This is a genomic window from Jiangella endophytica, from assembly GCF_003427025.1.
Classification (GTDB): domain Bacteria; phylum Actinomycetota; class Actinomycetes; order Jiangellales; family Jiangellaceae; genus Jiangella; species Jiangella endophytica.
Genome location: NZ_QVAI01000012.1, coordinates 86,612 through 108,770 on the forward strand (window position 1 = coordinate 86,612; position 22,159 = coordinate 108,770).

At 72.3% G+C, this 22,159-nt stretch carries 17 protein-coding genes; 10 read left to right on the forward strand and 7 right to left on the reverse strand.

Features of this window, described 5'->3' with window-relative positions; all coding sequences use genetic code 11:
* Positions 1-24 precede the first annotated feature (24 nt).
* The 5 genes from DZA62_RS22635 to dnaE all read left to right on the forward strand — a co-directional run bounded on the left by DZA62_RS22635 (position 25) and on the right by dnaE (position 6,633).
* On the forward strand, positions 25-630 hold the full coding sequence (locus DZA62_RS22635) for a MarC family protein (RefSeq protein WP_116951213.1): 606 nt from the start codon (positions 25-27) through the stop codon (positions 628-630).
* A 34-nt stretch (positions 631-664) separates the two neighbouring features.
* The gene (locus DZA62_RS22640) at positions 665-1,498 is read left to right on the forward strand and encodes a RecB family exonuclease (protein ID WP_116951214.1); all 834 of its coding nucleotides are present in this window, start codon (positions 665-667) and stop codon (positions 1,496-1,498) included.
* A 153-nt stretch (positions 1,499-1,651) separates the two neighbouring features.
* A complete protein-coding gene (locus tag DZA62_RS22645; RefSeq protein ID WP_116951215.1) occupies positions 1,652-2,401 on the forward strand; it encodes a L,D-transpeptidase in 750 nt (249 codons plus the stop codon).
* A gap of 116 nt (positions 2,402-2,517) precedes the next feature.
* On the forward strand, positions 2,518-3,099 hold the full coding sequence (locus DZA62_RS22650) for a TetR/AcrR family transcriptional regulator (protein ID WP_198664073.1): 582 nt from the start codon (positions 2,518-2,520) through the stop codon (positions 3,097-3,099).
* A 12-nt stretch (positions 3,100-3,111) separates the two neighbouring features.
* On the forward strand, positions 3,112-6,633 hold the full coding sequence (gene dnaE / locus DZA62_RS22655) for a DNA polymerase III subunit alpha (protein ID WP_116951216.1): 3,522 nt from the start codon (positions 3,112-3,114) through the stop codon (positions 6,631-6,633).
* Positions 6,634-6,640: 7 nt separating this feature from the next.
* Here the strand turns inward: dnaE and DZA62_RS22660 are convergent, their stop codons facing one another.
* Both DZA62_RS22660 and DZA62_RS22665 read right to left on the reverse strand, forming a co-directional pair.
* Positions 6,641-9,214 (reverse strand): LuxR C-terminal-related transcriptional regulator, encoded by a 2,574-nt coding sequence (locus tag DZA62_RS22660; protein ID WP_116951217.1) that lies wholly within the window; start codon positions 9,212-9,214, stop codon positions 6,641-6,643.
* A 375-nt stretch (positions 9,215-9,589) separates the two neighbouring features.
* Positions 9,590-11,056: a DEAD/DEAH box helicase gene (locus tag DZA62_RS22665; RefSeq protein WP_232827572.1), complete on the reverse strand. Its 1,467-nt coding sequence runs from the start codon at positions 11,054-11,056 to the stop codon at positions 9,590-9,592.
* 263 nt (positions 11,057-11,319) lie between these two features.
* On the opposite strand from DZA62_RS22665, the gene DZA62_RS22670 reads away from it, so the two are divergent.
* A complete protein-coding gene (locus DZA62_RS22670) occupies positions 11,320-12,015 on the forward strand; it encodes a ferritin-like fold-containing protein (RefSeq protein WP_116951332.1) in 696 nt (231 codons plus the stop codon).
* Positions 12,016-12,503: 488 nt separating this feature from the next.
* On the opposite strand, the gene DZA62_RS22675 is transcribed toward DZA62_RS22670, so the two are convergent.
* The 3 genes from DZA62_RS22675 to DZA62_RS35865 all read right to left on the reverse strand — a co-directional run bounded on the left by DZA62_RS22675 (position 12,504) and on the right by DZA62_RS35865 (position 13,720).
* The gene (locus DZA62_RS22675) at positions 12,504-12,731 is read right to left on the reverse strand and encodes a DUF3107 domain-containing protein (RefSeq protein WP_116951333.1); all 228 of its coding nucleotides are present in this window, start codon (positions 12,729-12,731) and stop codon (positions 12,504-12,506) included.
* 121 nt (positions 12,732-12,852) lie between these two features.
* The gene (locus tag DZA62_RS22680) at positions 12,853-13,437 is read right to left on the reverse strand and encodes a TetR/AcrR family transcriptional regulator (RefSeq protein ID WP_408619439.1); all 585 of its coding nucleotides are present in this window, start codon (positions 13,435-13,437) and stop codon (positions 12,853-12,855) included.
* A 94-nt stretch (positions 13,438-13,531) separates the two neighbouring features.
* Positions 13,532-13,720 (reverse strand): hypothetical protein, encoded by a 189-nt coding sequence (locus DZA62_RS35865; RefSeq protein ID WP_157987839.1) that lies wholly within the window; start codon positions 13,718-13,720, stop codon positions 13,532-13,534.
* An 82-nt stretch (positions 13,721-13,802) separates the two neighbouring features.
* Here DZA62_RS35865 and DZA62_RS22685 point away from each other — a divergent pair, with 82 nt between their 5' ends.
* The 3 genes from DZA62_RS22685 to DZA62_RS22695 are packed head-to-tail and all read left to right on the forward strand — an operon-like array spanning position 13,803 to position 16,407.
* Complete coding sequence (locus tag DZA62_RS22685) at positions 13,803-14,795, forward strand: alpha/beta fold hydrolase (RefSeq protein ID WP_157987840.1); 993 nt, start codon at positions 13,803-13,805, stop codon at positions 14,793-14,795.
* Between the two features lie 11 nt (positions 14,796-14,806).
* On the forward strand, positions 14,807-15,979 hold the full coding sequence (gene moeZ / locus DZA62_RS22690) for an adenylyltransferase/sulfurtransferase MoeZ (protein WP_116951220.1): 1,173 nt from the start codon (positions 14,807-14,809) through the stop codon (positions 15,977-15,979).
* A gap of 38 nt (positions 15,980-16,017) precedes the next feature.
* Complete coding sequence (locus DZA62_RS22695) at positions 16,018-16,407, forward strand: hypothetical protein (protein WP_116951221.1); 390 nt, start codon at positions 16,018-16,020, stop codon at positions 16,405-16,407.
* A gap of 4 nt (positions 16,408-16,411) precedes the next feature.
* Here DZA62_RS22695 and DZA62_RS22700 read toward each other — a convergent pair whose 3' ends face one another.
* Positions 16,412-18,814, reverse strand: a complete 2,403-nt coding sequence (locus tag DZA62_RS22700; RefSeq protein WP_116951222.1) for a lysylphosphatidylglycerol synthase transmembrane domain-containing protein — start codon at positions 18,812-18,814, stop codon at positions 16,412-16,414.
* A 52-nt stretch (positions 18,815-18,866) separates the two neighbouring features.
* Positions 18,867-21,254 (reverse strand): lysylphosphatidylglycerol synthase transmembrane domain-containing protein, encoded by a 2,388-nt coding sequence (locus tag DZA62_RS22705; protein WP_116951223.1) that lies wholly within the window; start codon positions 21,252-21,254, stop codon positions 18,867-18,869.
* A gap of 55 nt (positions 21,255-21,309) precedes the next feature.
* On the opposite strand from DZA62_RS22705, the gene DZA62_RS22710 reads away from it, so the two are divergent.
* Positions 21,310-21,618 (forward strand): MGMT family protein, encoded by a 309-nt coding sequence (locus tag DZA62_RS22710; protein WP_116951224.1) that lies wholly within the window; start codon positions 21,310-21,312, stop codon positions 21,616-21,618.
* The last annotated feature ends 541 nt before the right edge of the window (positions 21,619-22,159 follow it).

Here is a 22,159-nt window from a genome sequence, read left to right on the forward strand (position 1 = left end):
CGAGTCACCGCGGAGACACCCCAGATGAACTGGCAGCTGTTCGGCGAGGTCGTCGTGACGCTGTTCGTGATCATGGACCCGCCGGGCACGGTGCCGGTGTTCCTCGCCCTGACCGGCAACCGGCGGCCGGCCGAGCGGACCCGGGCCGCCTGGCAGGCGGTGGCCGTGGCGGGCGGCGTCATCACGATCTTCGCGCTGTTCGGACGCACGATCCTCGACTACATGCACATCAGCCTGCCCGCGCTGCAGGGTGCCGGCGGGCTGCTGTTGCTGCTGGTCGCGCTGGAGCTGCTGACCGGGAAGGCGGACCAGCCCGAGACCGCGGCCGCCGGGAACGTCGCGATGGTGCCGCTCGGGACGCCGCTGCTGGCCGGACCGGGCGCGATCGTGGCGACGATGGTGTTCGTGCAGGACTCCGACGGCGGCTGGGACTTCCTCGCGCTGGCGCTCGGCATCGTGGTGGTGCTGGTGTCGATCTGGGCCTCGATGCGGTTCAGCGTGCTGCTGCTGCGGGTGCTGAAGGAGTCCGGCATCCTCCTGGTCACCCGCATCGCGGGTCTGCTGCTGTCGGCCATCGCCGTGCAGCTGGTCGCCGATTCCGTTCGAGCCTTCGTCGAGGGCGCGGGGTGACGACGCTGTCGGTGCCAGGCGGGAGAATGACGACATGAGCCAGCCCATCCTCGACGGCATGCCGCGGCGCCTCTACAGCGCCACGCCCACGCGGCTGAACAACTGGCTCGACTGCCCCCGTCGCTACCGGTTCACCTACCTCGACCGCCCGCCGCCGCCGAAAGGGCCGCCGTGGGCGCACAACACGCTGGGCGCGGTCGTGCACAACGCGCTGGCCGGCTGGTGGCGGCTGCCTCGCGACGCTCGCACGCCGCACCGCGCCGGCGCCATGGTCGACGAGTACTGGACGTCCGAGGGCTTCCGCGACGCCGAGCAGGCCGACCTCTGGCGGGTCCGGGCACGCGACATGGTCACGGGCTACGTCGCTCGGCTCGACCCCGACGACGAACCCCGCGGGGTGGAGCGCACGGCCGGGGTCGTCCACGGCGGCACGTCGCTGACCGGCCGCATCGACCGCGTGGACCAGCGCGGCGACGAACTGGTCATCGTCGACTACAAGACCGGCCGCCACGTGCTCACCACCGACGACGCTCGCAGCTCGCTGGCGCTGGCCGTCTACGCCGCCGCGGCCGCGCGCACGCTGCGCACGCCCTGCCACCGGGTCGAGCTGCACCACCTGCCGTCCGGCACCGTCGCGGTGTGGGAGCACGACGACCGCACGCTCACCCGCCACCTCGACCGCGCCGACGGCATCGCCGCCGAGTGCGCCGAGGCCGACGCCGCCTTCAAGGCCGGCGACACCAGCGACGCCCGGTTCCCGGCGCGGCCGTCGTCGCTGTGCGGGTGGTGCGACTACCTGCAGCACTGCCCCGAGGGCCGGGCGTCGACGTCCACCCGCGCGTCGTGGGCCGGTCTGGAGCCGTCCTGACACCGGCGGCCGTGACACCGTCCTGACCACGTTTCGTCCGATCGGTCACGTTTATCCGGGCGCGCCCGAGAGCATGATCATGCCGGCGCGGACACCGTGAGGGCCCGGTGACGTACGCTGAGTGACGGTTGTCCCCGACCTGAAGGAGCGCGGATGGCAGGGCGCTACGGCGTCTCGTCCCGAACGGCCACGCGGCACTCGTCCGGTCGCCGTTCCCGCGTTCGCCGACGGTTCCGCGTCCACGGCGTGCGGGTCACCGTGCTCAGCTGTTCGCTCGCCGTCACCGCCGGTCTGTTCGCGCTGGCCGGCACCGCCACCGGCCCGGACGTCCCGGCCAGCGCCGGCGTCCTGCCGCCGCTGTCCGAACGCGACGGCGACGACGCCTCGCGCGGCGAGGCCAGGGTCCCGTCCGCGAAGGCCGCACGGCCGGTCATGGTCAAGGTCGTCGTCCAGCCGCCGGCCGACCCGAACGTCAAGCCGGTCGCCACCGCGCCGCTCCCAGCCGGCAGCGGCTCCGGTCACCGCGTGGTGTTCGACATCACCCAGCAGCAGGTCTGGCTGGTCGACGCCGCCGACGCCGTCGTGCGCACCTACTTCGTCTCCGGCAGCCGTTACGACCAACTGCCCACCGGCACCTTCGAGGTCTTCTCCAAGTCGCGCGACGCCGTCAGCTGGCACGGCACCGAGACCATGGAGTACATGGTGCGGTTCTTCCGCGGCCAGAACTCCAACATCGGCTTCCACGACCTCCCGGTCGCCACCGCCACCGGCACCGAGGTGCAGACACTCTCGCAGCTCGGCACGCCGCTCTCCGACGGCTGCATCCGCCAGGACCTCGACGACGCCGTCGCGCTCTGGGAGCACACCGAGGTCGGCACCCCCGTGGTCGTCGTCCGTAGCTGAGCCCGGTCCCACCATCACCTGACGAAGCCGCCCGTGACCGCGGGCGGCTTCGACCCGCGCCCAGAATTGAACGTCCGTTCTGAACGTTCGTTCAAATCTGGGGTACGCTGCCGCCCATGGGACATCGCGAACAGCTCATGACCGCCGCCAAGCGGTGCCTGGAGGAGCGCGGTTACGCGCGCACGACCTCGCGCGACATCGCCGCGGCGGCCGGGGCGCCGCTCGGCACCATCAACTACCACTACGGTTCCAAGGAGGCACTGCTCAACCAGGCGCTGCTCGAGTCGCTGCGCCAGTGGGGCGACCGCGCGCTGGACTCGTCGGACGAGCCGGACGCGACCACCACGCCGGGGGAGCGGATCGTCGCGATGTGGGCCCGCATGATCGACTCGCAGCTCACCGAACGGCAGCTCATGGTGGCCAGCGTCGAGGCGATGGCGCAGGCCGAGCGGTCGCCGGAGATCCGCCGCCAGCTGGCCGACGCGCTGGAGTGGTCGCGGTCGAGCCTCGCCGCCGACCTGCACGGTCTCGACGACATCGAGCCGTCCGAGGAGACCCGAGCCGTCGGCTCGGTGCACTCGGCGCTGGTCGCGGGCCTCACCCAGCAGTGGCTGGTCGACCCGGAACGGGCGCCGTCGGCCCGGGAGGTGGCCATCGGGTTGCGGGCCATCGCCCGCGATCTCGAGGGCGACGCCTGACCGGGGGCGGGAGTGCCAGAGCCGTTCACGCACCTGCACGTCCACACGCAGTACTCGCTCCTCGACGGCGCCGCCCGGGTGAAGGACCTGTTGACCGCCGCCCGTGACCACGGCATGACGCACCTCGCGATGACCGACCACGGCAACCTGCACGGCGCCTACGACTTCCACCAGCAGGCGGCCGCGGCCGGCGTCACCCCGATCATCGGCATGGAGGCCTACGTCGCGCCGGAGTCGCGGCGGCACAAGGCCCGGGTCCAGTGGGGCCAGCCGCACCAGAAGCGCGACGACGTCTCCGGCTCCGGCGCGTACACCCACCTGACGGTCTGGGCGGCCGACCGTACCGGGCTGCACCACCTGTTCCGGCTCTCGTCCGACGCCTACCAGGAGGGCTGGCTGCAGAAGTGGCCGCGGACCGACAAGGAGGCCCTGGCCGCCCACGCCGAGGGGCTGATCGGCTCGACCGGCTGCCCGTCCGGTGAGGTGCAGACGCGGCTGCGGCTCGGCCAGGACGACGACGCGCTGCGTGCGGCCGCGGACTACCGCGACATCTTCGGCGCGGACCGGTTCTTCCTGGAGCTGATGGACCACGGCGTCGAGATCGAGCGGCGGGTCCGCGACGGCCTGCTCGACATCGGCCGCCGGCTCGGCATCCCGCCGCTGGTCACCAACGACTCGCATTACACGTACGAGCACGAGGCGGCCGCGCACGATGCGCTGCTGTGCATCCAGACCGGCACCACGCTGTCCGATCCGAACCGGTTCCGCTTCGACGGCACCGGCTATCACCTGAAGTCCGCCGTGGAGATGTACGCCGTCGACTCCTCCGACGCCTGGCAGCAGGGCTGCGCGAACACCCGGCTGGTGGCCGAGCAGGTCGACCCCACGGGCTGGTTCCAGAAGCGCGACCTGATGCCCCGCTTCCCCGTCCCCGACGGCTCCACCGAGGTGACCTGGTTCCGCGAGCAGGTGGAGGCCGGGATGCGCCGGCGCTACCCGGACGGGGTCACCGACGAGTACCGGCGGCAGGCCGAGTACGAGATGGACGTCATCGTCCAGATGGGCTTCCCCGGCTACTTCCTCGTCGTCGCGGACTTCGTGATGTGGGCGAAGGAGCACGGCATCGCGGTCGGGCCGGGCCGCGGGTCCGCGGCCGGCTCGCTGGTCTCGTACGCGATGGGCATCACCGACCTCGACCCGCTGGTGCACGGGCTGATCTTCGAGCGCTTCCTCAACCCCGAACGGGTCTCGATGCCCGACGTCGACATCGACTTCGACGAGCGCCGGCGCGCCGAGGTGATCCGCTACGTGACGCGCAAGTACGGCGCGGACAAGGTCGCGCTGATCGGCACCTACGGCACCATCAAGGCGAAGAACGCCATCAAGGACTCCGCCCGGGTGCTCGGCTTCCCGTACGCGGTGGGCGACCGCATCACCAAAGCGATGCCGGCCGACGCCGGCGGCAAGGGCATCCCGCTGTCCGGCATCACCGACCCGCGGCACCCGCGCCACGCCGAGGCGGCCGAGGTGCGCGGCATGTACGAGAACGAGACCGACGTGCGCAGCGTCGTCGACGCGGCCAAGGGCGTCGAGGGCCTGGTGCGCCAGATGGGCGTGCACGCCGCGGGCGTGATCATGTCCAGCGAGCCGATCGTCGACCACGTCCCGGTCTGGGTGCGGCACTCCGACGGCGTCACCATCACGCAGTGGGACTATCCCACCTGCGAGTCGCTCGGCCTGCTCAAGATGGACTTCCTCGGGCTGCGCAACCTCACCATCCTCGACGACGCGGTCGCGCTGGTGCGGCGCGGCACCGGCGCCGGCCTGGACCTGCTGACGCTGCCGCTGGACGACCGCGCGACGTTCGAACTGCTCGGCCGTGGCGACACGCTCGGCGTCTTCCAGTTCGACGGCAGCGCGATGCGGGCCCTGCTGCGGCTGATGCGGCCGGACCAGTTCGAGGACATCACCGCGGTGACCGCGCTCTACCGTCCTGGGCCGATGGGGATGAACTCGCACGTCAACTACGCGCTGCGCAAGAACGGGCAGCAGGACATCACCCCGATCCACCCGGAGCTGGAGGCGCCGCTGAAGGAGGTGCTCGACCTCACCTACGGCCTGGTCGTCTACCAGGAGCAGGTGCAGAAGGCGGCGCAGGTGCTGGCCGGGTACACGCTCGGCCAGGCCGACCTGCTGCGCCGGGCCATGGGCAAGAAGAAGCAGGAGGTGCTGGACCAGGAGTTCGGCTCGTTCCGCGACGGCTGCCGGGAACGCGGCTACTCCGACGCGGCGATCCGCGCGGTGTGGGACGTGCTGGTGCCGTTCGCCGGCTACGCGTACAACAAGGCGCACGCCGCCGCGTACGCGCTGGTCTCGTACTGGACCGCCTACGTCAAGGCCAACCACCCGGCCGAGTACATGGCCGCGCTGCTGACGTCGGTGCGCGACGACAAGGACAAGTCGGCCGTGTACCTCAACGAGTGCCGCCGGATGGGCATCAGGGTGCTGACGCCGGACGTCAACGACTCGGTGGCCGACTTCACCCCTCGCGGCGACGACACCATCGTCTTCGGGCTCAGCGCCGTCCGCAACGTCGGCGCGTCGGTCGTCGACGCGATCGTCCGCGCGCGGGAGGAACAGGGCCGGTACGCGTCGTTCCCGGACTACCTGGCCAAGGTCGACGCGGCCGCCTGCGGCAAGCGGACGGTGGAGTCGTTGATCAGGGCCGGCGCGTTCGACGCGCTCGGCCACACCCGCAAGGGCCTGGCCGCCCGGTTCGAGCCGCTGGTCGACACCGCCGTCGCGGTGAAGCGCAAGGAGGCCGAGGGACAGTTCGACCTGTTCGGCGACCACGGCTCCGGCGGCGCCGAACAGGTGCCCGGCACCGATGCGGACTTCCCGGCCGACGAGTGGGACAAGACGTTCCTGCTCGCCCAGGAACGCGAGATGCTCGGTCTCTACGTCTCCGGCCACCCGCTGTTCGGCCTCGAGCACGTCCTCGCCGAACGGGTCGACGCGGCGATCTCGGCGCTGACCAGCGGCGATCACCCGGACGGCGCCGTCGTCACGATCGGCGGCATCATCTCCGGGCTGCAGCGCAAGGTGACCAAGCAGGGCAGCGCCTGGGCCATCGCCACCGTCGAGGACCTGGCCGGCTCGATCGACTGCATGATCTTCCCCGCGACGTACCAGCTGGTCGCCGCCGGTCTCGCCGAGGACGCGATCGTCCTGGTCAAGGGCCGTCTGGACAAGCGCGAGGACGTGCCCCGGCTGGTGGTCTCCGACCTGACGATCCCGGACCTGAGCAGTGCCGACGCGCCCGTGCGGCTCGACGCGCTGGCGGCGCACGTGACACCGGAGTGGGCGCGGCGGCTGGGGGAGGTGCTGGCGGCGCACCGCGGGCCCACCGAGGTGCACCTGTGGGTGCGCCGGCAGGCGAGGAGCACCGTCTACCGGCTGGGTCCGCGGGTCACCGTCCGGCCGGAGCTGTGGGCCGACCTCAAGGCGGCGGTGGTGCTCACGCCGCCGTCCTGACGCCGCGTCAGCGGCCGCTCAGCGCGGCCGGGAGCTCGGCGCGGCTGGTGATGCCGAGCTTGGCGTAGATGCGGGCCAGGTGGCTCTCGACCGTGCGGGTGGAGATGGTCAGCCGGCGGGCGATGTCGCGCGACGAGATGCCGGCGGCGGCCAGCGGGGCGATCTCCTGCTCGCGCCGGGTCAGCGCGATCGTCTGCTGCCGCGGCGGATTGGCCCAGATGCCGAAGCCGGCCAGCGTCGCCTCGAAGGCCGAGGCCAGCTCGGCGTCGCCGTCGGCCAGCGCGCGGGCGTAGCCGGCCATCGCGTCGGCCCGCAGGAGGCCGTCGCACTGCTTGGCGGCGGCGGCCATCCGCTCGGAGACGTCGGAGAGCGTCAGTTCGCGCGCCGTCGGCAGCCCGTCGGCGAGCCCGAGCAGCGCGACGTGCAGCGAGTCCAGCTCGGCGGGCGGCAGGTGCGCCGCCGCGGCGGCGTCGGCGGCGTCGACGGCCTGGTCGACGGCGTCGCCCTCGCTGCGGGCCAGACCCACCCACAGCAGCGTGCGCCGGCGCCGGCCGAACATCGTCGACGACTCGTGCACCGGCTGCCGCAGCGCCTCCTCGCGGAACCGGGCCGCCTCGTCGACGTCGCCGAGCCAGACCGCGGACTCCGCGGCCAGCGCCAGGACGGCGGGCAGCAGGCCGCGCGGGTCGGCGTCGCGCAGTGCGGCGATGGCCCCGCCGATGTGCCCGGACGCCTCGGACCAGCGGCCGCGGGCCATCGCGATCTGGCCCTCGACCAGCCCCGGCACGTTGCGGTGATGGTGCACGTGCCCGATGTCGAGGTCGGACTCGTCGGCGTGCATCCGCTCCGCGCCGTCGACGTCGCCGGCGAACAGCCGGATCACCACCATGGCGGCGCGCAGCGGCATGAGGAACGCCGTCGCCTCGGACAGCGACTCGCGGGCGGCGTCCAAGTACCGCTCGCCCAGGCGGAGCGCCTCGGCCACGCGGCCCGCGCGCGCCAATGAGAGCTGCACCGGCGCGGCCAGCTGGATCCTGGCCAGCAGCGGCAGCGACCCGTCGCCGAGGAAGTCGACCGCCTCGTCCAGCGCTTCGTCGGTGCGCCCGACGTTCATCAGGACGGCCAGCCGGTGCCCGCGCACGACGGCGGACGACTGCGGGCAGACAGCGACCCGCGGCAGCGCCTCGTCCAGCAGCCGGACCGCGGCCGCGGGGTCGGCCTGCCCGTGGAACAGCACGTCGGCGCCGGTGATGGCCGCGTGCGCCTCCAGCGCCGGCGTCAGCACCTCGGCGGGCAGCGCGTGCAGCTGGGCGAGGTCGGCCTGCGCGCGGTCGACGGCGCCGAGAACACGGTGCGCCCGGGCCCGCTCGGCCAGCGCGCCGGCCACCACGCCGTCGTCGGGGTCGGCCAGCAACGCGAGATCGGCGAACCGGCGCGCGTCGGCGGCCTGCTGCAGCCGGTTGGCCAGCGCGGCGGCCTCGACCAGCAGCTCCGGCTCGGGTACCGACCCGGCCTCCAGCGCCCACGACACCCACCGCAGCAGGTCCGGCAGCGACGCGTCGTGTGGGCCCGGGATGTGCCGCACCACGCGCTCGCGCAGCACCCGGCGCCGGCCGGGCGGCACCAGGCTGCGGATCGCCTCGCCGTACACCGGGTGCGACAGCCGGGCGGTCGGCGGCACGGCCGCGTTGTCGACGACCAGCATGCCGGCCTCGACCAGCGAGTCGACCGCGTCGGTGTCGGCCAGTTCGAACAGCAGCGGCAGCGGGAGCGACTCGGCCAGCGACACGATCTCCAGCACCTCGCGCTCGCCGTCCGGGCGGCGCCGCAGTTCCGCGGTGACCAGTTCGATCAGCCGGCCCGGCACGACCGGCCCGGTCCACGTCCACACGCCGTGGCTGTTCAGCAGCTCGTCGCGGCTCAGCGCGGACCGGACGAGCTCGCGCAGGTAGAGCGGGTTGCCGAGGCTCGCCTCCCACATGCGGCGATCGGTGTCGCGGCCGATCACGCCACCGAGCGCCTCGCGCAGCAGCAGCGTCGTCTCGGCCCGGTCCAGCGGCGCGACGTCGATCCAGCGCAGCCAGCCGTCCTTCCACAGCGCCACGAGGTCGTCCGGGATGCCCGGGTTCGGCCGGCTGGTCACCAGCAGCCGGGCCCGCTTGGACATCGCCAGCATGCGCAGCACGCCCGCGCTGGCGCCGTCCAGCAGATGGCCGTCCTCGACCCGCAGCACCACCGGCCGCCCGCCTGAGTCGCGCGCCAGCCGCGCCGCGGCCGCCTGGAACACCGAGATCGGGCTGGCGTCGGCATGTGCGGCGACATCGGTCAGCAGCGGGGCCAGTGCACCGAGCATGACCGGCTGCGCCCGGCTCGGAGATGTGACGGTCACCACATAGGCGCTGTCGCCGATGGCCTCCTCGAGCCTGCTCGCCAGCGTCGACTTGCCCACGCCCGACTCGCCGACCAGCAGTGCGCCATACCCTGTCGCGGAGTATTCGCCGGTCAGGACCTGCAGCGCGGCCGCGTACTCGTCATACCGGCCGACGAGGGGCCAGTGACTCAGCGCGTGAGTGGCGTGCATGCACGCCAACGGTAGAGGCAGATGAGCATGATCGCGGTGATCGGCGCGGAAGAATTTACGTAATCACTACGGATGCCGCCGACGTGTGCCTCTTCGTAGCGTTGAGCACAGCTTGTCACCCGGTGAACCGGGTGCGACAGGTTCGGGACGACGGCGGGCTGGTACCACGTCTGACTCCCGTGCTCGGCCGGAGAGCAGGGGGCGCCTGCAACGCCGGTCGTGCGGCCTTCCGATGACCGGCGGCACCCTCCACCCCGAGGTCACACCACCCCTGCGCCGGCGGTCATCGGAAGGCGTACCAGACCGAAGGGCTCCGACGACCCCCTCCCCCGTGGGGTCGCCGGAGCCCTTCGCCGTCTCCGCTGTTCGCGTGGGTCAGGACGTGGCGGTGGGGTCCGCCTCGGGCGCGTGGCCGGTGCTGCCGCCGTCGTCGACGGACTTGCCGCCGCGGGTGCGGCGGCGCGAGCGCTGCCGGCGTGGCCGCGCCTCCTCGTCGGAACGGTGCTCGGCGCGGCCCTGGGCGCCGACCGCCGCGGGCTCGCCGCCACGGGTGCGGCGTCGCCCGCCGCGGCGCGCGGGACGGCTGCGGGTCTTGCCGGTCTCGCCGAGGTCCTCGAGCTTCTCGGCCTCCAGACCGGCGCGGGTGCGCTCGGACCGGGGCAGCGTGCCCTTGGTGCCCGGGGGGATGCCGAGGTCGTGGAAGAAGTGCTCGCTGCTGGAGTACGTCTCGACCGGCTCCGGGTAGGGGAGGTCGAGCGCGTCGTTGATCAGCTTCCAGCGGGTGAGGTCGTCCCAGTCGACGAACGTGACGGCCACGCCCGACGCGCCGGCCCGGCCGGTGCGGCCGATGCGGTGCAGGTACGTCTTCTCGTCCTCGGGGCAGGTGAGGTTGACGACGTGCGTGACGCCCTCGACGTCGATGCCGCGGGCAGCGACGTCAGTGGCCACGAGGACGTCGACCTTGCCGCTGCGGAACGCCCGCAGCGCCTGCTCGCGGGCGCCCTGGCCGAGGTCGCCGTGCACGGCGGCGACGGCGAAACCACGGTCGCGCAGCTCGTCGGCGAGCCGCTGGGCCGCTCGCTTCGTCTGGCTGAAGATCATGGCGAGGCCCCGGCCCTCGGCCTGCAGCAGCCGCGCCACCATCTCGTCCTTGTCGAGCTGGTGCGCCCGGTAGACGAACTGCGCCGTCGTGGGCACGGTCTGGGTCTCGTCGGGAGACTCGGCCCGGATGTTCACCGGGTGCCGCAGGTACCGGCGGGCCAGCCCGATGACGGCTGCCGGCATGGTGGCCGAGAACAGCATGGTCTGCCGCAGCTCAGGCGTCAGCGCGATGAGCTTCTCGACATCGGGCAGGAAGCCGAGGTCGAGCATCTCGTCGGCCTCGTCGAGCACGAGGACCTTGACGTGGCCGAGGTCGAGGTGGCCCTGGGCGGCGAGGTCGAGCAGCCGTCCCGGGGTGCCGACGACGACGTCGACGCCCTTGGTGAGGGCGTTGACCTGCGGCTCGTAGGCGCGGCCGCCGTAGAGGGTGGTGACGCGGACCTTGCGCACCGTCGAGGCGGTGGCGAGGTCGCCGTTCACCTGGACGGCCAGCTCACGGGTGGGTGTGACGACCAGCGCCTGCGGCTTGCCCGGCTCGGTGGCCAGGCCGTAGTCGCGGTCGCCGGGTGCGACGATGCGCTGCAGCAGCGGAATGCCGAACGCGAACGTCTTGCCGGTGCCCGTCCGGGCCTGACCGATGAGGTCGCTGCCGGTCAGGGCCACCGGGATGGCCATCTCCTGGATGGGAAACGCCTCGGTGATGCCGACGCGCTCGAGCGCCTCGGCGATGGGTGGGAACACACCCAAGTCGGTGAAGGTTGTCAGGGCGTCTCGCCTCATTCGTCGCTGGGACCCCGAGGCCGCGAGACGGCGTGTACGCGACGCGCCACCGGGCCGCGCGCCGGCGGTCATCGCCGGCGGGCCCAGAGGCCGCGTGGTACGCGTACGGACGTCCGGTTCGTCCCCAGGGGGCGCCCGTTTCGCCCGGACGCCATCTATACCATCGCCCAGTGTAACGGCAAGTGGAATGGAGTGCTGTTCACCGTCATCCGCGCCACGCCGTTATCGTTGCCAGCGTGAGCGCCAGCGACGCCTTCGACGACCCCGCCTACCGCGCCGGAGTCGTGGATCTGCTCGGCCTTCTGGGGCTGGGCGAGCTGACCGGTTTCGAGCGCATGGCCGCCGACGCGGGCCTGGCACCGACCCTGGCCGACAAGGCCGCACTGGCCGGCATGGCGGTCACCGAGTTCCATCACTTCGAACGCATCCGCGACCGCCTCGACGAGCTGGGCGCGCCGGTCGACGAGGCGATGGCGCCGTTCCGGGTGCCGCTGGAGCAGTTCCACGCCAACACCGCGCCGGCAGACTGGCTGGAAGGCCTGGTCAAGGCCTACGTGGGCGACGGCATCGCGGCCGACTTCTACCGCGAGGTCGCTGAGACCGTCGACCCCGCGACACGGCAGCTGGTCATCGACGTGCTGGCCGACGCGGGCCACGCGGACTTCGCCGTCGGCCGGGTGCGCGACGCCGTCGACGCCGACTCCCGGCTGGCCGGACGGCTCGCGCTGTGGGCCCGGCGCCTGGTCGGCGAGGCGCTCGCCCAGGCCCAGCGGGTCGCCGTCGACCGCGACGCGCTGGCGGCGTTGCTGGTGGGCGGCGTCGACCGCCCGGGAATGGACCTCGCCGAGCTCGGCCAGCTGTTCGCGCGCATCACGAAGAAGCACACCGACCGGATGACCAAGCTCGGCCTGTCCGCCTGACCGGGCGGCTCCGCAAGGCGTTCTTCGCAGGTCGCGCAACGCGGCGGCGCCTCGTGGCCCTGCTTGGGAACGAAGAAGGTGCCGCATGGAGCTCGTACGCCGCGCTCGCCGTCGAGGTTCACGGCCCACATCACGAGGCGTTCTCCCGCTCCGCTGGGCATGAATGCCTGGTCAAGCGCGAGAACGCCTGGTGAGGTACGCGATCATTGATGATCATCGCCGTCCACAAGCGCCGATGCCACCCCGGAAACGACCACGCGGGCCGGAGCGGCCGGAGCGCCCGATTCATCCCGGCGCGTGAAACACGCCAGTTCGCCACGAACCGGCTCTGCGAGGCGCATGCGGCGCTGTGCGGAGCGAGCGCCGCTGCTGACCTGGATGCCGCCGGTCAGGGCGCCGTCGACGACGAGGTCGGTGCCGCTGATACGTGCCGACCGCCACGAAGTCCCGGAGGACTGCGGGTGGTCCGCAGGCCTCCGGGGCGACGCTCAGACGGTGCCGAAGCCGACCCGTCGCTCGACCGGCTCGCCGATCTCGACGTACGTCAGGTGCTCGGTGCGCACCAGCAGCCGCCGGCCGCGCTCGTCGGTGAGGTCGAGCAGTCCGTTGGGGTCGCTGAGCGCCGAACGGACCGTGTTCTCGAGCTCCTTCGGCGACTGGCCGCTCTCGAGTACCAGCTCCCGCGTGGCGTTGTGCACGCCGATCTTGACCTCCACGGCCACCCTCTTTCTCCCCTCGACCAGGACCTGCTTGTCGGTGTGGTGAAACCTCAGGCTAGTCGAGCCGATTCCGCCGCCGACGCCCTGTGCGCCGCGAGCGTAATCGGGCCGCCGCCGATCAGCCGTCGCGCTTGGGGAAACCGCGGATGCCGCGCCAGCCGAGCGTGGCGACGAGCTCGGCGGCGGCCTGGCGCGGGATGCTGCCGCCGGACGACAGCCAGTACCGGGCGGTGACCTGCGCGATGCCGACCAGACCGACCGCGAGCAGGTTCGACTCCTCCGGCGGCAGGCCGGTGTCGTCGGCGATGATCTGGCTGACCTCCTGAGCGCACAGCTCGGTCAGGCGGTCCAGCCGTTCGCGGACGGCCGGCTCGTTCGGCAGATCGGACTCGAACAGCAGCCGGTAGCCGCCGGAGTCGTTGTCGACGAACTCGAAGTAGGCGTTGACGGTGGCGATGACCCGCTGCTTGTTGTCGTCGGTGGAGGCCATGGCGCGGTGCAGGATCGCCAGCAGCTCGTTCTTGCTGGCGTCGAGCAACGCGATGTACAGCTCCATCTTGCCGGGGAAGTGCTGGTAGAGGACCGGCTTGCTGACCCCGGCGCGGTCGGCGATGTCGTCCATGGCCGCCGCGTGGTAGCCCTGTGCGACGAACACCTCACGGGCGGCGCCGAGCAGCTGGGTGCGGCGCTGGTCCCGGGGCATGCGGATGCCGCGGGCCGGGATGGCGGGCACGGTCGTCACGGCACTCCTCGGATTGGATATATGTCGGGATCGTATCGTTCCCGGCGCCGGACACTCAGCGGTAGTCGTCGTCGTCGAAGCCGACCGGCTGGCGTTGTTCCTGCGCATCGGCGGGGTCGACATCGTCGGGGACGGCGGCCGCGGTGTCGTCCGGGCCGTTCGGATCGTCCAGCAGGTCGCGGTGCTGTTCGCTCAGATCGCCCTCGGCGACCTCGGGATCGTCGCCGTTCCAACGCTCGGTCACAGTGCACCTCCTGGACCCCGTACCTCTCATCGACGGTACCCGCTCACCGTTCCCACAGTCCGGGGTGTGCCAACATCTCAGTGTGGAACGGATCGAGGCCTGGCCGGGGGAGCTGCGGACGCTCTCGACCGGGCGGCGCGTCAACGTCCGCCACACGACGCCGCCCGGAGCCGGCGACGACGACCGCACGCCGCTGGTGTACGTGCACGGCCTGGGCGGCTCGGCCACGAACTGGACGGCGCTCATGCGCGAGCTGCGCGACGACGCCGAGCAGTGGGCCATCGACCTCCCCGGGTTCGGTGAGTCCCCACGCGGCGACCACCACACCGTCGCCGAGTACGTCGCCGACGTCATCGCGTTCCTCGAGACGTTCGACCGGCCGGTGCACCTGGTCGCCAACTCCCTCGGTGGGATGATCTGCGTCTACGTGGCGTCGCGGCGGCCCGACCTCGTGCTGACGCTGAGCCTGGTGTCCCCGGCCATGCCGCAGTACCGGCTGCCGTGGGCGGCGCAGGCGACCGCCGTCATGGCCGTGCCGTGGCTGGGCGAGCGGATCCTGCGCACGGCGACCATGATCCCGGCGGAGAAGCAGGCCGAGCGCCTGACCGCCATGCTGTTCGCCAACGCGGCGGTGATCCCGGTGGCGGAGTTGACGTTCGCCGCGGAGCAGCGCGACCGCTGGATCGAGAAGCCCTACGCCGACGCCGTCCTGCTGGCGGCGCTGCGCTCGATCGTGCGCCACTACACGCAGGCGGGGCGGCGCTCGGCCTGGCGCGCGGCGAGCCACATCCTGCGGCCCACGCTGGTCGTCATGGGCGCCCGCGACGCGCTGGTCGGCGCATGGGGCCGTACGCGGTGGCGGCGGGCGCTGCGCTACGCCCGGCTCGTGTACATGCCGAACACCGGACACGTCGCGATGATGGAGCACCCGCGCGCCGTCGCCGAGATCATCCGCGAGTTCATCAGCGACACGTCCAGGATCCGGACACCGGCGTCCACCAGGCGAACACTCGACCGGGGAATGCGGCAGGCCGTGGCACCGTTGGCAGAGGAAAGAACACACGCCTCGAACTGACGGAGCCGATCGTGTCCCTGCCTCCTCTGGTGGAGCCCGCCCCGGAGCTCACTGTGGACGAGGTGCGCCGCTACTCCCGGCACCTCATCATCCCTGACGTCGGTATGGACGGCCAGAAGCGGCTGAAGAACGCGAAGGTGCTGGTGGTCGGCGCGGGCGGACTCGGTTCGCCGGCGCTGCTGTACCTCGCCGCCGCCGGAGTGGGCACGCTGGGCATCGTCGAGTTCGACGAGGTCGACGAGTCCAACCTGCAGCGCCAGATCATCCACGGCCAGTCCGACGTCGGCCGCTCGAAGGCGCAGTCGGCGCGCGACTCCGTCAAGGAGGTCAACCCGTACGTCGACGTCGTGCTGCACGAGACGCGCCTCGACAACGACAACGTGCTCGAGATCTTCGCCGGCTACGACCTCATCCTCGACGGCACCGACAACTTCGCCACTCGCTACCTGGTGAACGACGCCGCCGTGCTGCTCGGCAAGCCGTACGTGTGGGGCTCGATCTACCGGTTCGAGGGTCAGGTCAGCGTGTTCTGGGCCGAGCAGGGGCCGAACTACCGCGACCTCTACCCCGAGCCCCCGCCGCCCGGCATGGTGCCGTCGTGCGCCGAGGGTGGCGTGCTGGGCGTGCTGTGCGCGTCCATCGGTTCGATCATGGTCACCGAGGCGATCAAGCTGATCACCGGCATCGGCGACCCTCTGCTGGGCCGGCTGATGATCTACGACGCGCTCGAGATGAACTACACGACGCTCAAGATCCGCAAGGACCCGACCGCCGAGCCGATCACCGAGCTGATCGACTACGAGGCGTTCTGCGGCACGCTCAGCGACGAGGCGGCCGAGGCCGCCGCCGACGCCACCATCTCGGTGGTCAAGCTGAAGAGCTGGCTCGACGAGCGCGGCCGCGGCGAGCGCGACTTCCTCCTCGTCGACGTGCGCGAGCCGAACGAGTACGAGATCAACCGCATCCCCGGCGCGGTGCTCATCCCGAAGGGCGAGTTCCTCACCGGCGAGGCGCTGGGCAAGCTGCCGCAGGACAAGCAGGTCGTGCTGCACTGCAAGTCGGGCATGCGCTCGGCCGAGGCACTCGCCGTCGTCAAGGGCGCCGGCCTGGCCGACGCCGTCCACGTCGGTGGCGGGGTCGCCGCGTGGGTCAACCAGATCGACCCGTCCCAGCCCTCGTACTGATCCTCGGTTCCGTCCGGCCGGGGTGACACCCTGGCTCCATGCGACGCCTGCTGGCCGCCACGACACTCGTCGTGGCGGCCGGTTGCGGTTCTGACCCCGACGACGGCGAGCGCGAGCCGGTGGTCTACGGCATGCGGGTCGAGGTGGGGGAGCGCTACCTCGCCGTCCTGATGCTGGCACCGGCGGCTGATGGAACGGGGCCCGCGTGGCACCCCTTGGCCGCCGACGCCCTCTTCACCGTGGACGACGAAGGCGTCCCCGAGGCGACCGGCCCCGACACCCCGGCGCGCGGTGCGCTGTCCGGCGAGTCGGTGGAGGACGTCACCGCCCGGCTTGCCGCGACGGCGGCGGACCCAGTCGCCGCCCGGTTCTTCGACCTCGACCCGGTCGCCCGCTACGAGGCGGTCGTCCGGGCGACCGAGCGCTGAGCCGTCAGAGCAGGTCGCGGCGCTGCATCTGGGTCCAGAGCACCCAGCCGGGCAGGATCGGCAGCCAGAACGAGACCAGCCGGAACACCAGCACCGCCGTCACGGCCGTCGTCGCGCCGACGCCCAGGGTGCTGACGCCGGCCGTCAGCGCGGCCTCGACGGCACCGAGGCCACCAGGGGTCGGGACGGCCATGCCGAGCGTGTTGCCGACGAGCTGGACGACGGCCATGGCGGCGAGGTTCGCGGCGCCGCCGACCGCCTTCAGGCACACGTAGAAGCAGAAGATCAGGCTGGCCGACTGCAGCACGATGCCGGCCAGCGCCATCAGCAGCTTGCGCGGATTGCTGAGCACGTCGAGCAGCCGCGGCAGACCGCGCTGGGCGAAGTCGCTCCACAGCGCCCGCAGCCGCAACCGCACCGGCGGGATCAGCGCCAGCACGGCCGCGGCCGCCAGCACGATCAGCACGATGATCAGCGTGTTCAGCGACGGGTCGATGTCCGGCGCGGCCGACGACCCCGACACGACGCCGAGGATGCCGATGACCGGGAAGGTGATGGAGACGTTGGCGACCTGGTTGGCGGCGACGCTCGCCGCGGCCAGCGGGGCCGCGACGCCGGCCTTCGTCAGGACCCGGATGTTGATCGCGACGACGCCGACCGTGGCCGGCGCGAACAGCCGCAGGAAGCCCAGTGACACCTGCGCGCCGACCACCCGCCAGAACGGCACCTTCTCCGGCACGAACCCGAGCAGCGCGAACGTCGCCCCGATGTAGCTGGTGAAGATCAGCACGATCGCGAGGAACAGCCAGCGCCAGTCGGTCTGCGACCACAACTGGGTGAGCGACACGTCGGACAGCTGGGTGCCGACGAGGTAGACGGCGAACACCACGCCCACGCCGGTGAGCAGCGACAACGGCCGCAGCCGCTGCAGGCGCACCGGCTCGTCGGGTTCCTGCCCGGTGCTGCTGACCAGTCCGTCGCGCAGCTTCGTCAGCACGTCGCGGCGGCCCTTGAGGTCGAGCCGGGTCGAGCGGGCCAGCGCCACCGGCTGCAGCAGCGGGATCGCCGCGCTGACGACGTCGCGGCCGAGCACCCGGATGGCGGTGTCGATGGTGCGGTCGACGCCGACGACGAGCGCGCAGCCGACCAGCGCCTGGGCGAGGTCGGCTCGGATGGCCAGCTCCGGCGCCGCCACCTCGCCGCCGGACGGGTCGAGCAGCCAGATCTTGCCGGCCTCGGAGATGAGGATGGTGCGCCCGGAGATGCGCCGGTGCGCCACCTCGTTGCGGCGCAGCCGGCCCAGCTGCCGCCACAGGTCCTCGAGCATCGCGTCGGTGACCTGGTCGGCCGGCATGTTGGCGAGGATCGTGCCGGGCACGTGGTCGTAGACGATGGCGGCGGCGTCGGACCCGATGCGAAGGACGTTGCGCAGCTTGGGCGTGCGTGCGCCGGCCCGCGAGACGGCGAGGGCCTGCAGCGTGATCTGGTTCACGGCGTTGCGCATCGTCACCATCTGCCGCGGCAGCACCTCCTCGCGGGTGCGGATCTGGTCGGCGGCGCGGACGACGATGCCGGCGCCGTCGTCGTCGCGGTCCAGCACGAGGACGCCGAGCGCGCCCTGTGAGCTCTCGGCGATGTAACGGCGGTACTTGTCGACCGGGTCGGCACGCAGCGAGGTGACGTCGTAGCCGTTGTCGCGGAGCACGGCGGCCACCTTGTGCCCGTTCGGCGCCAGCGACGGCTGACCGCTGATCAGCCGCACGAGCAGGCCCATCGCCCGGCCGAGGGCCAGCGAGACCAGCAGCCCGCCGACGGTGACCTCGCCCTGGAACAGCCAGACGGCGAAACTGCCGGCGATGGCGAACGTCGCGACCTGCCGGATGCGGGGCAGCTGCAGCCGCGAGATGACGGTCATCATCGCCACCAGCAGCGTCGGCATGGCGGGCACTGCCGTGCCGTCGAACCCGTTCACGACCGGCACGAAGGTGTCGTGCAGGCGCTCCGGGGCCGCTCCGGCCAGCCAGTTCGACAGCAGCGCCGCGGCGACCGAGGCCACCGCGCCGGCGGCCAGCAGCTCGACCGTCGTCCGCATGCGGCCGCGGACCATCAGCAGGAACACCAGCACGGGCGGCAACAGCAGGCTGGCCAGCTCGGACGCCAGCGCGATGAAGTCGACCGGGCCGCTCGGGACGACGCGGTTGAGGGCGGCGAGGTCGGCGGTCAGGCTGGTGAGCGTCCGTTCGGCCACGACGGCCAGCGCCGCCAGCGCCGTCATGAGGACGAGGACGAAGACAAGCCGCAGACCGTCGATCGGGCGGCGGGTACGACGGGGTAGCGGCGGCTCCTCGACCACGATCTTCCCGGCCGGGACTCGCCGGGTGCGTGTCACCTCGGTCGTCTCCGTCATCGCAGACCGATCGTCGCATGCGCGCGGTTCGGTCATGGTGACGACCCGCAACTCAGAGCAGGCCGCGCCGCCGCATCTGCGTCCACAACACCCAGCCGGGCAGGATCGGCAACCAGAACGACACGATGCGGAAGACGAGCACGGCGGTGACCGCCGCCGAGGTCGTGACGCCCAGGGTGCTGACCCCGGCGGTCAGCGCCGCCTCGACCGCGCCCAGGCCGCCGGGGGTCGGCACGGCGGTGCCCAGCGTGTTGCCGACCAGCTGGACGACGGCGAGCCCGGCCAGGTTGACGGTCTCGCCGACGGCCAGCAGACAGGCGTAGAAGCAGAGGATCAGGCTGGCGGACTGGCCCAGGATGCCGCCCACCGCCATGGCCAGCTTGCGCGGGTCGCTCAGCACGTCCAGCAGCCGGGGCAGACCGCGCTCGGCGAAGTCGCTCCACAGCGTGCGCAGCCGCGACCGCACCGGCGGGGTGATCGCGACGACCGAGGCCGCCAGCAGCAGCCCGAGCACCACGATCAGGGTGCTCGACGACGGCAGCCCCGGCAGCGTGTTGTATCCGGAGACCACCGCCAGCACGGCGAGCAGCGGGAACGTGACGGCGACCTGCGCGACCTGGTTGGCCGCGACGCTGGCCGCCGCCAGCGGCGCCGCGACGCCGGACTTCGTCAGCAGCCGGATGTTCATCGCGACGTTGCCCACCGTCGTGGGCGCCATCAGCCGCAGGAACCCGATCGCCACCTGCGCGCCCACGACCCGCCAGAACGGCACCCGTTCCGGCACGAAGCCGAGCAGGCCCAGCGCCATGGTGAGGTAGTTGGCGAACATCAGGCCGACCGCCAGGATGAGCCACCGCCAGTCGGTGCGGTCCCACAACTCGGTGAACGACACATCGGACAGCTGGGTGCCGACGAGGTACACCGCCACGACCGTGCCGACGCCGGTGAGCAGCGACAGCGGCCGGATCCGCTGCAGCCGCAGCGGCTCGGCCGGCGCGCCGAGGCGGTCGACCAGCCGGTCGCGCAGCCGGATGAGCACCTCGCGGTGGCCCTTGACCTGTTGCCGAGTGCCCGGCGTCAGCGCGATCGGCTGCAGCAGCGGGATGGCCGAGCGCACGACGTCGGGGCCGAGCACCTCCAGCGCGGTGTCGACGACGCGGTCCGCGCCGGCCACGATGCTGGTGGCGGTGAGCGCCTGGGCGAGGTCGGTGCGCATCGCGACGTCGGTGGCGGCCAGCTCGCCGCCGGACGGGCTGAGCAGCCAGATGCGGCCGTCGTCGTCGGCCAGGATGGTGCGGCCGGACAGCCGGCGGTGCGCGACGTGGCCGCGGCGCAGGTCGCCGAGCTGCTGCCAGAGATCGACCAGCATGTCGTCGGTGACCTGGTCGGCGGTGAGGTCGCTGAGCGCGGTGCCGTGGACGTAGTCGTACACGAGCGCGGCGGAGTCGCCGTCGATGCGCAGGATGGTGCGCAGCCCCGGGGTGCGCGCGCCGGCGCGGGCGACCGCGAACGACTGCAGCGCGATGCGGTCGATCGCGTCGCGCAGCGTCACCGTCTGGCGCGGCAGCACCTCCTCGCGGGTGCGCAGCCGGTCGACCGCCCGGGCGATGGTGCCGGCGCCCTCGTGGTTGCGGTCCAGCACCAGCACGCTGTACCGCGCGTCGGGAGTCTCGGCGGTGAGCCGGCGGTACTCGCCGGACGGGTCCGCGCGCAGCGCCTTCAACTGGTAGCCGGCCGCCTCGAGCGTCGCGGCGATCTTCTGCCCGCTCGGTGCCAGCGACGGCTGCCCGCCGACGATGCGCACCAGCAGCCCGGCCGCGATGCCGATGCTGGTGGCGATCAGCAGGCCGCCGACGGTCGCGTCGCCCTGCAGCAGCTCGACGGCGTACGTGCCCGCGATGGCGAACAGCGCGACCTGCCGCAGCCGCTTGACGTCCAGCTGCGACACGACGGTGACGACGGCGACCAGCAGCGCCGAGTAGGCGGGCACCGGCGTGCCCTCGACGCCGTCGACGAAGGGGACCAGGCTGTCGTGCAGCCGCTGCGGCGCCGGCCCGGTCAGCCACTCCGACACCAGCGCCGCGGCGACGGACGCGGCGACACCGGCGATCAGCAGCTCGACGGTGGTCCGTACCCGGCCGCGGATCATCAGCACCGCGACCAGCACGATCGGGATGACGACGCCGGCCAGGTTCGCGGCGAAGTCGACGATGCCGACGATGCTGCCCGGCACCCGGGTGTTGAGATCGGCGAGATCCTCCGTGATCGCCGTCATGGTCCGTTCGGCGATGATGGACATCGCGACCAGGCCCGTCAGCACGCCGCTCACGATGAGCAGCGACAACATGTCGGCCGGTCGCCGCGTGCGCGGAGGCAGCGGCGGCTCGTCGACCACGATCTCGTCGGCCGACGTGTTGGCTGCATCCTGGGGTTCTGTCATCGAAGGAGCATCGTCGCACGCCGGGCCGCTCGTGATGGTCAGGCACCATGGGCCGATGGACGACGAGTACGCCGAGGCGGTGCTGAACGTGGTCGAGCGGATCCCCCCGGGCCGGGCCATGTCCTACGGCGCGATCGCCGACGTGGTCGGGTCGTCGCTCGGGCGCGGCGGACCTCGGCAGGTCGGGACGGTGATGTCGACGATCGGCGGGACGGTGCCGTGGTGGCGGGTGGTGACGGCCGCCGGCCGGCCGCCGCGCGGGCACGAGGTGCGGGCGCTGACCGAGTTCGCCGCCGAGGGCACCCCGCTGACGCGCGACGGTGAGCGGGTCGATCTGCGGCGGGCGGCTTGGTATCCGGAGTGAGCCTGCCGGGTTCGCCGGTTCGCCGGTTGGCCGGGGTTCGCCGGTTGGCCGGGGTTCGCGGGTTCGCCGGGGTTGGTTCCGTTGGCGGGGTGACCCCGTCCCCCTGCTGTTCATTGTTTGGGCCGCGGGTGCGTGCCTCAAGTCCGCGGCCTCTGCTGGGTGCTGTGTGTGGTGGTGGGGGGCCTTGGACGTGACCCGCGTACCCGCGGCCCGAGTGCTGGCAGCTGTCCGGGGGGACGGGGGAGTCTGGCGACGGGTGGGGCGTCGGGGTGGACGCTTTGGGTGTGTTGGTCGGGGCGTCGGGCGTGCCGGTGGGGCGTCGGCGGTGCGTTCGTGAGTCGTTGATGGGGCGTCTGCCGGGTTGGTGGGATCGGTGGGGTTGCCGGCCGGGCGGGGTTGGTGGGGCCTGTGAGGCTGGCAGGGTCTGTGAGGTTAGTGGGTTCAGTGGGGTGGTGTGGGTGTCCACGGGGTGAGATTTTCCGGCGATCTGGGGGCCATGCCCAGGCGTGTGTTCGCTCTGCGAGGCGTGCATGCCTCGCAG

What these genes read in the sequence shown, in the direction of transcription:
- DZA62_RS22645 (WP_116951215.1), top strand. Translation starts at nt 1,652, where the DNA reads ATGGCAGGGCGCTACGGCGTCTCGTCCCGAACGGCCACGCGGCACTCG.
- DZA62_RS22650 (WP_198664073.1), top strand. Translation starts at nt 2,518, where the DNA reads ATGGGACATCGCGAACAGCTCATGACCGCCGCCAAGCGGTGCCTGGAG.
- DZA62_RS22680 (WP_408619439.1), bottom strand. Translation starts at nt 13,437, where the DNA reads ATGCCCCGGGACCAGCGCCGCACCCAGCTGCTCGGCGCCGCCCGTGAG.
- DZA62_RS22700 (WP_116951222.1), bottom strand. Translation starts at nt 18,814, where the DNA reads ATGACGGAGACGACCGAGGTGACACGCACCCGGCGAGTCCCGGCCGGG.
- DZA62_RS22710 (WP_116951224.1), top strand. Translation starts at nt 21,310, where the DNA reads ATGGACGACGAGTACGCCGAGGCGGTGCTGAACGTGGTCGAGCGGATC.
- DZA62_RS22705 (WP_116951223.1), bottom strand. Translation starts at nt 21,254, where the DNA reads ATGACAGAACCCCAGGATGCAGCCAACACGTCGGCCGACGAGATCGTG.
- DZA62_RS22695 (WP_116951221.1), top strand. Translation starts at nt 16,018, where the DNA reads ATGCGACGCCTGCTGGCCGCCACGACACTCGTCGTGGCGGCCGGTTGC.
- DZA62_RS22635 (WP_116951213.1), top strand. Translation starts at nt 25, where the DNA reads ATGAACTGGCAGCTGTTCGGCGAGGTCGTCGTGACGCTGTTCGTGATC.
- DZA62_RS22640 (WP_116951214.1), top strand. Translation starts at nt 665, where the DNA reads ATGAGCCAGCCCATCCTCGACGGCATGCCGCGGCGCCTCTACAGCGCC.
- DZA62_RS22660 (WP_116951217.1), bottom strand. Translation starts at nt 9,214, where the DNA reads ATGCACGCCACTCACGCGCTGAGTCACTGGCCCCTCGTCGGCCGGTAT.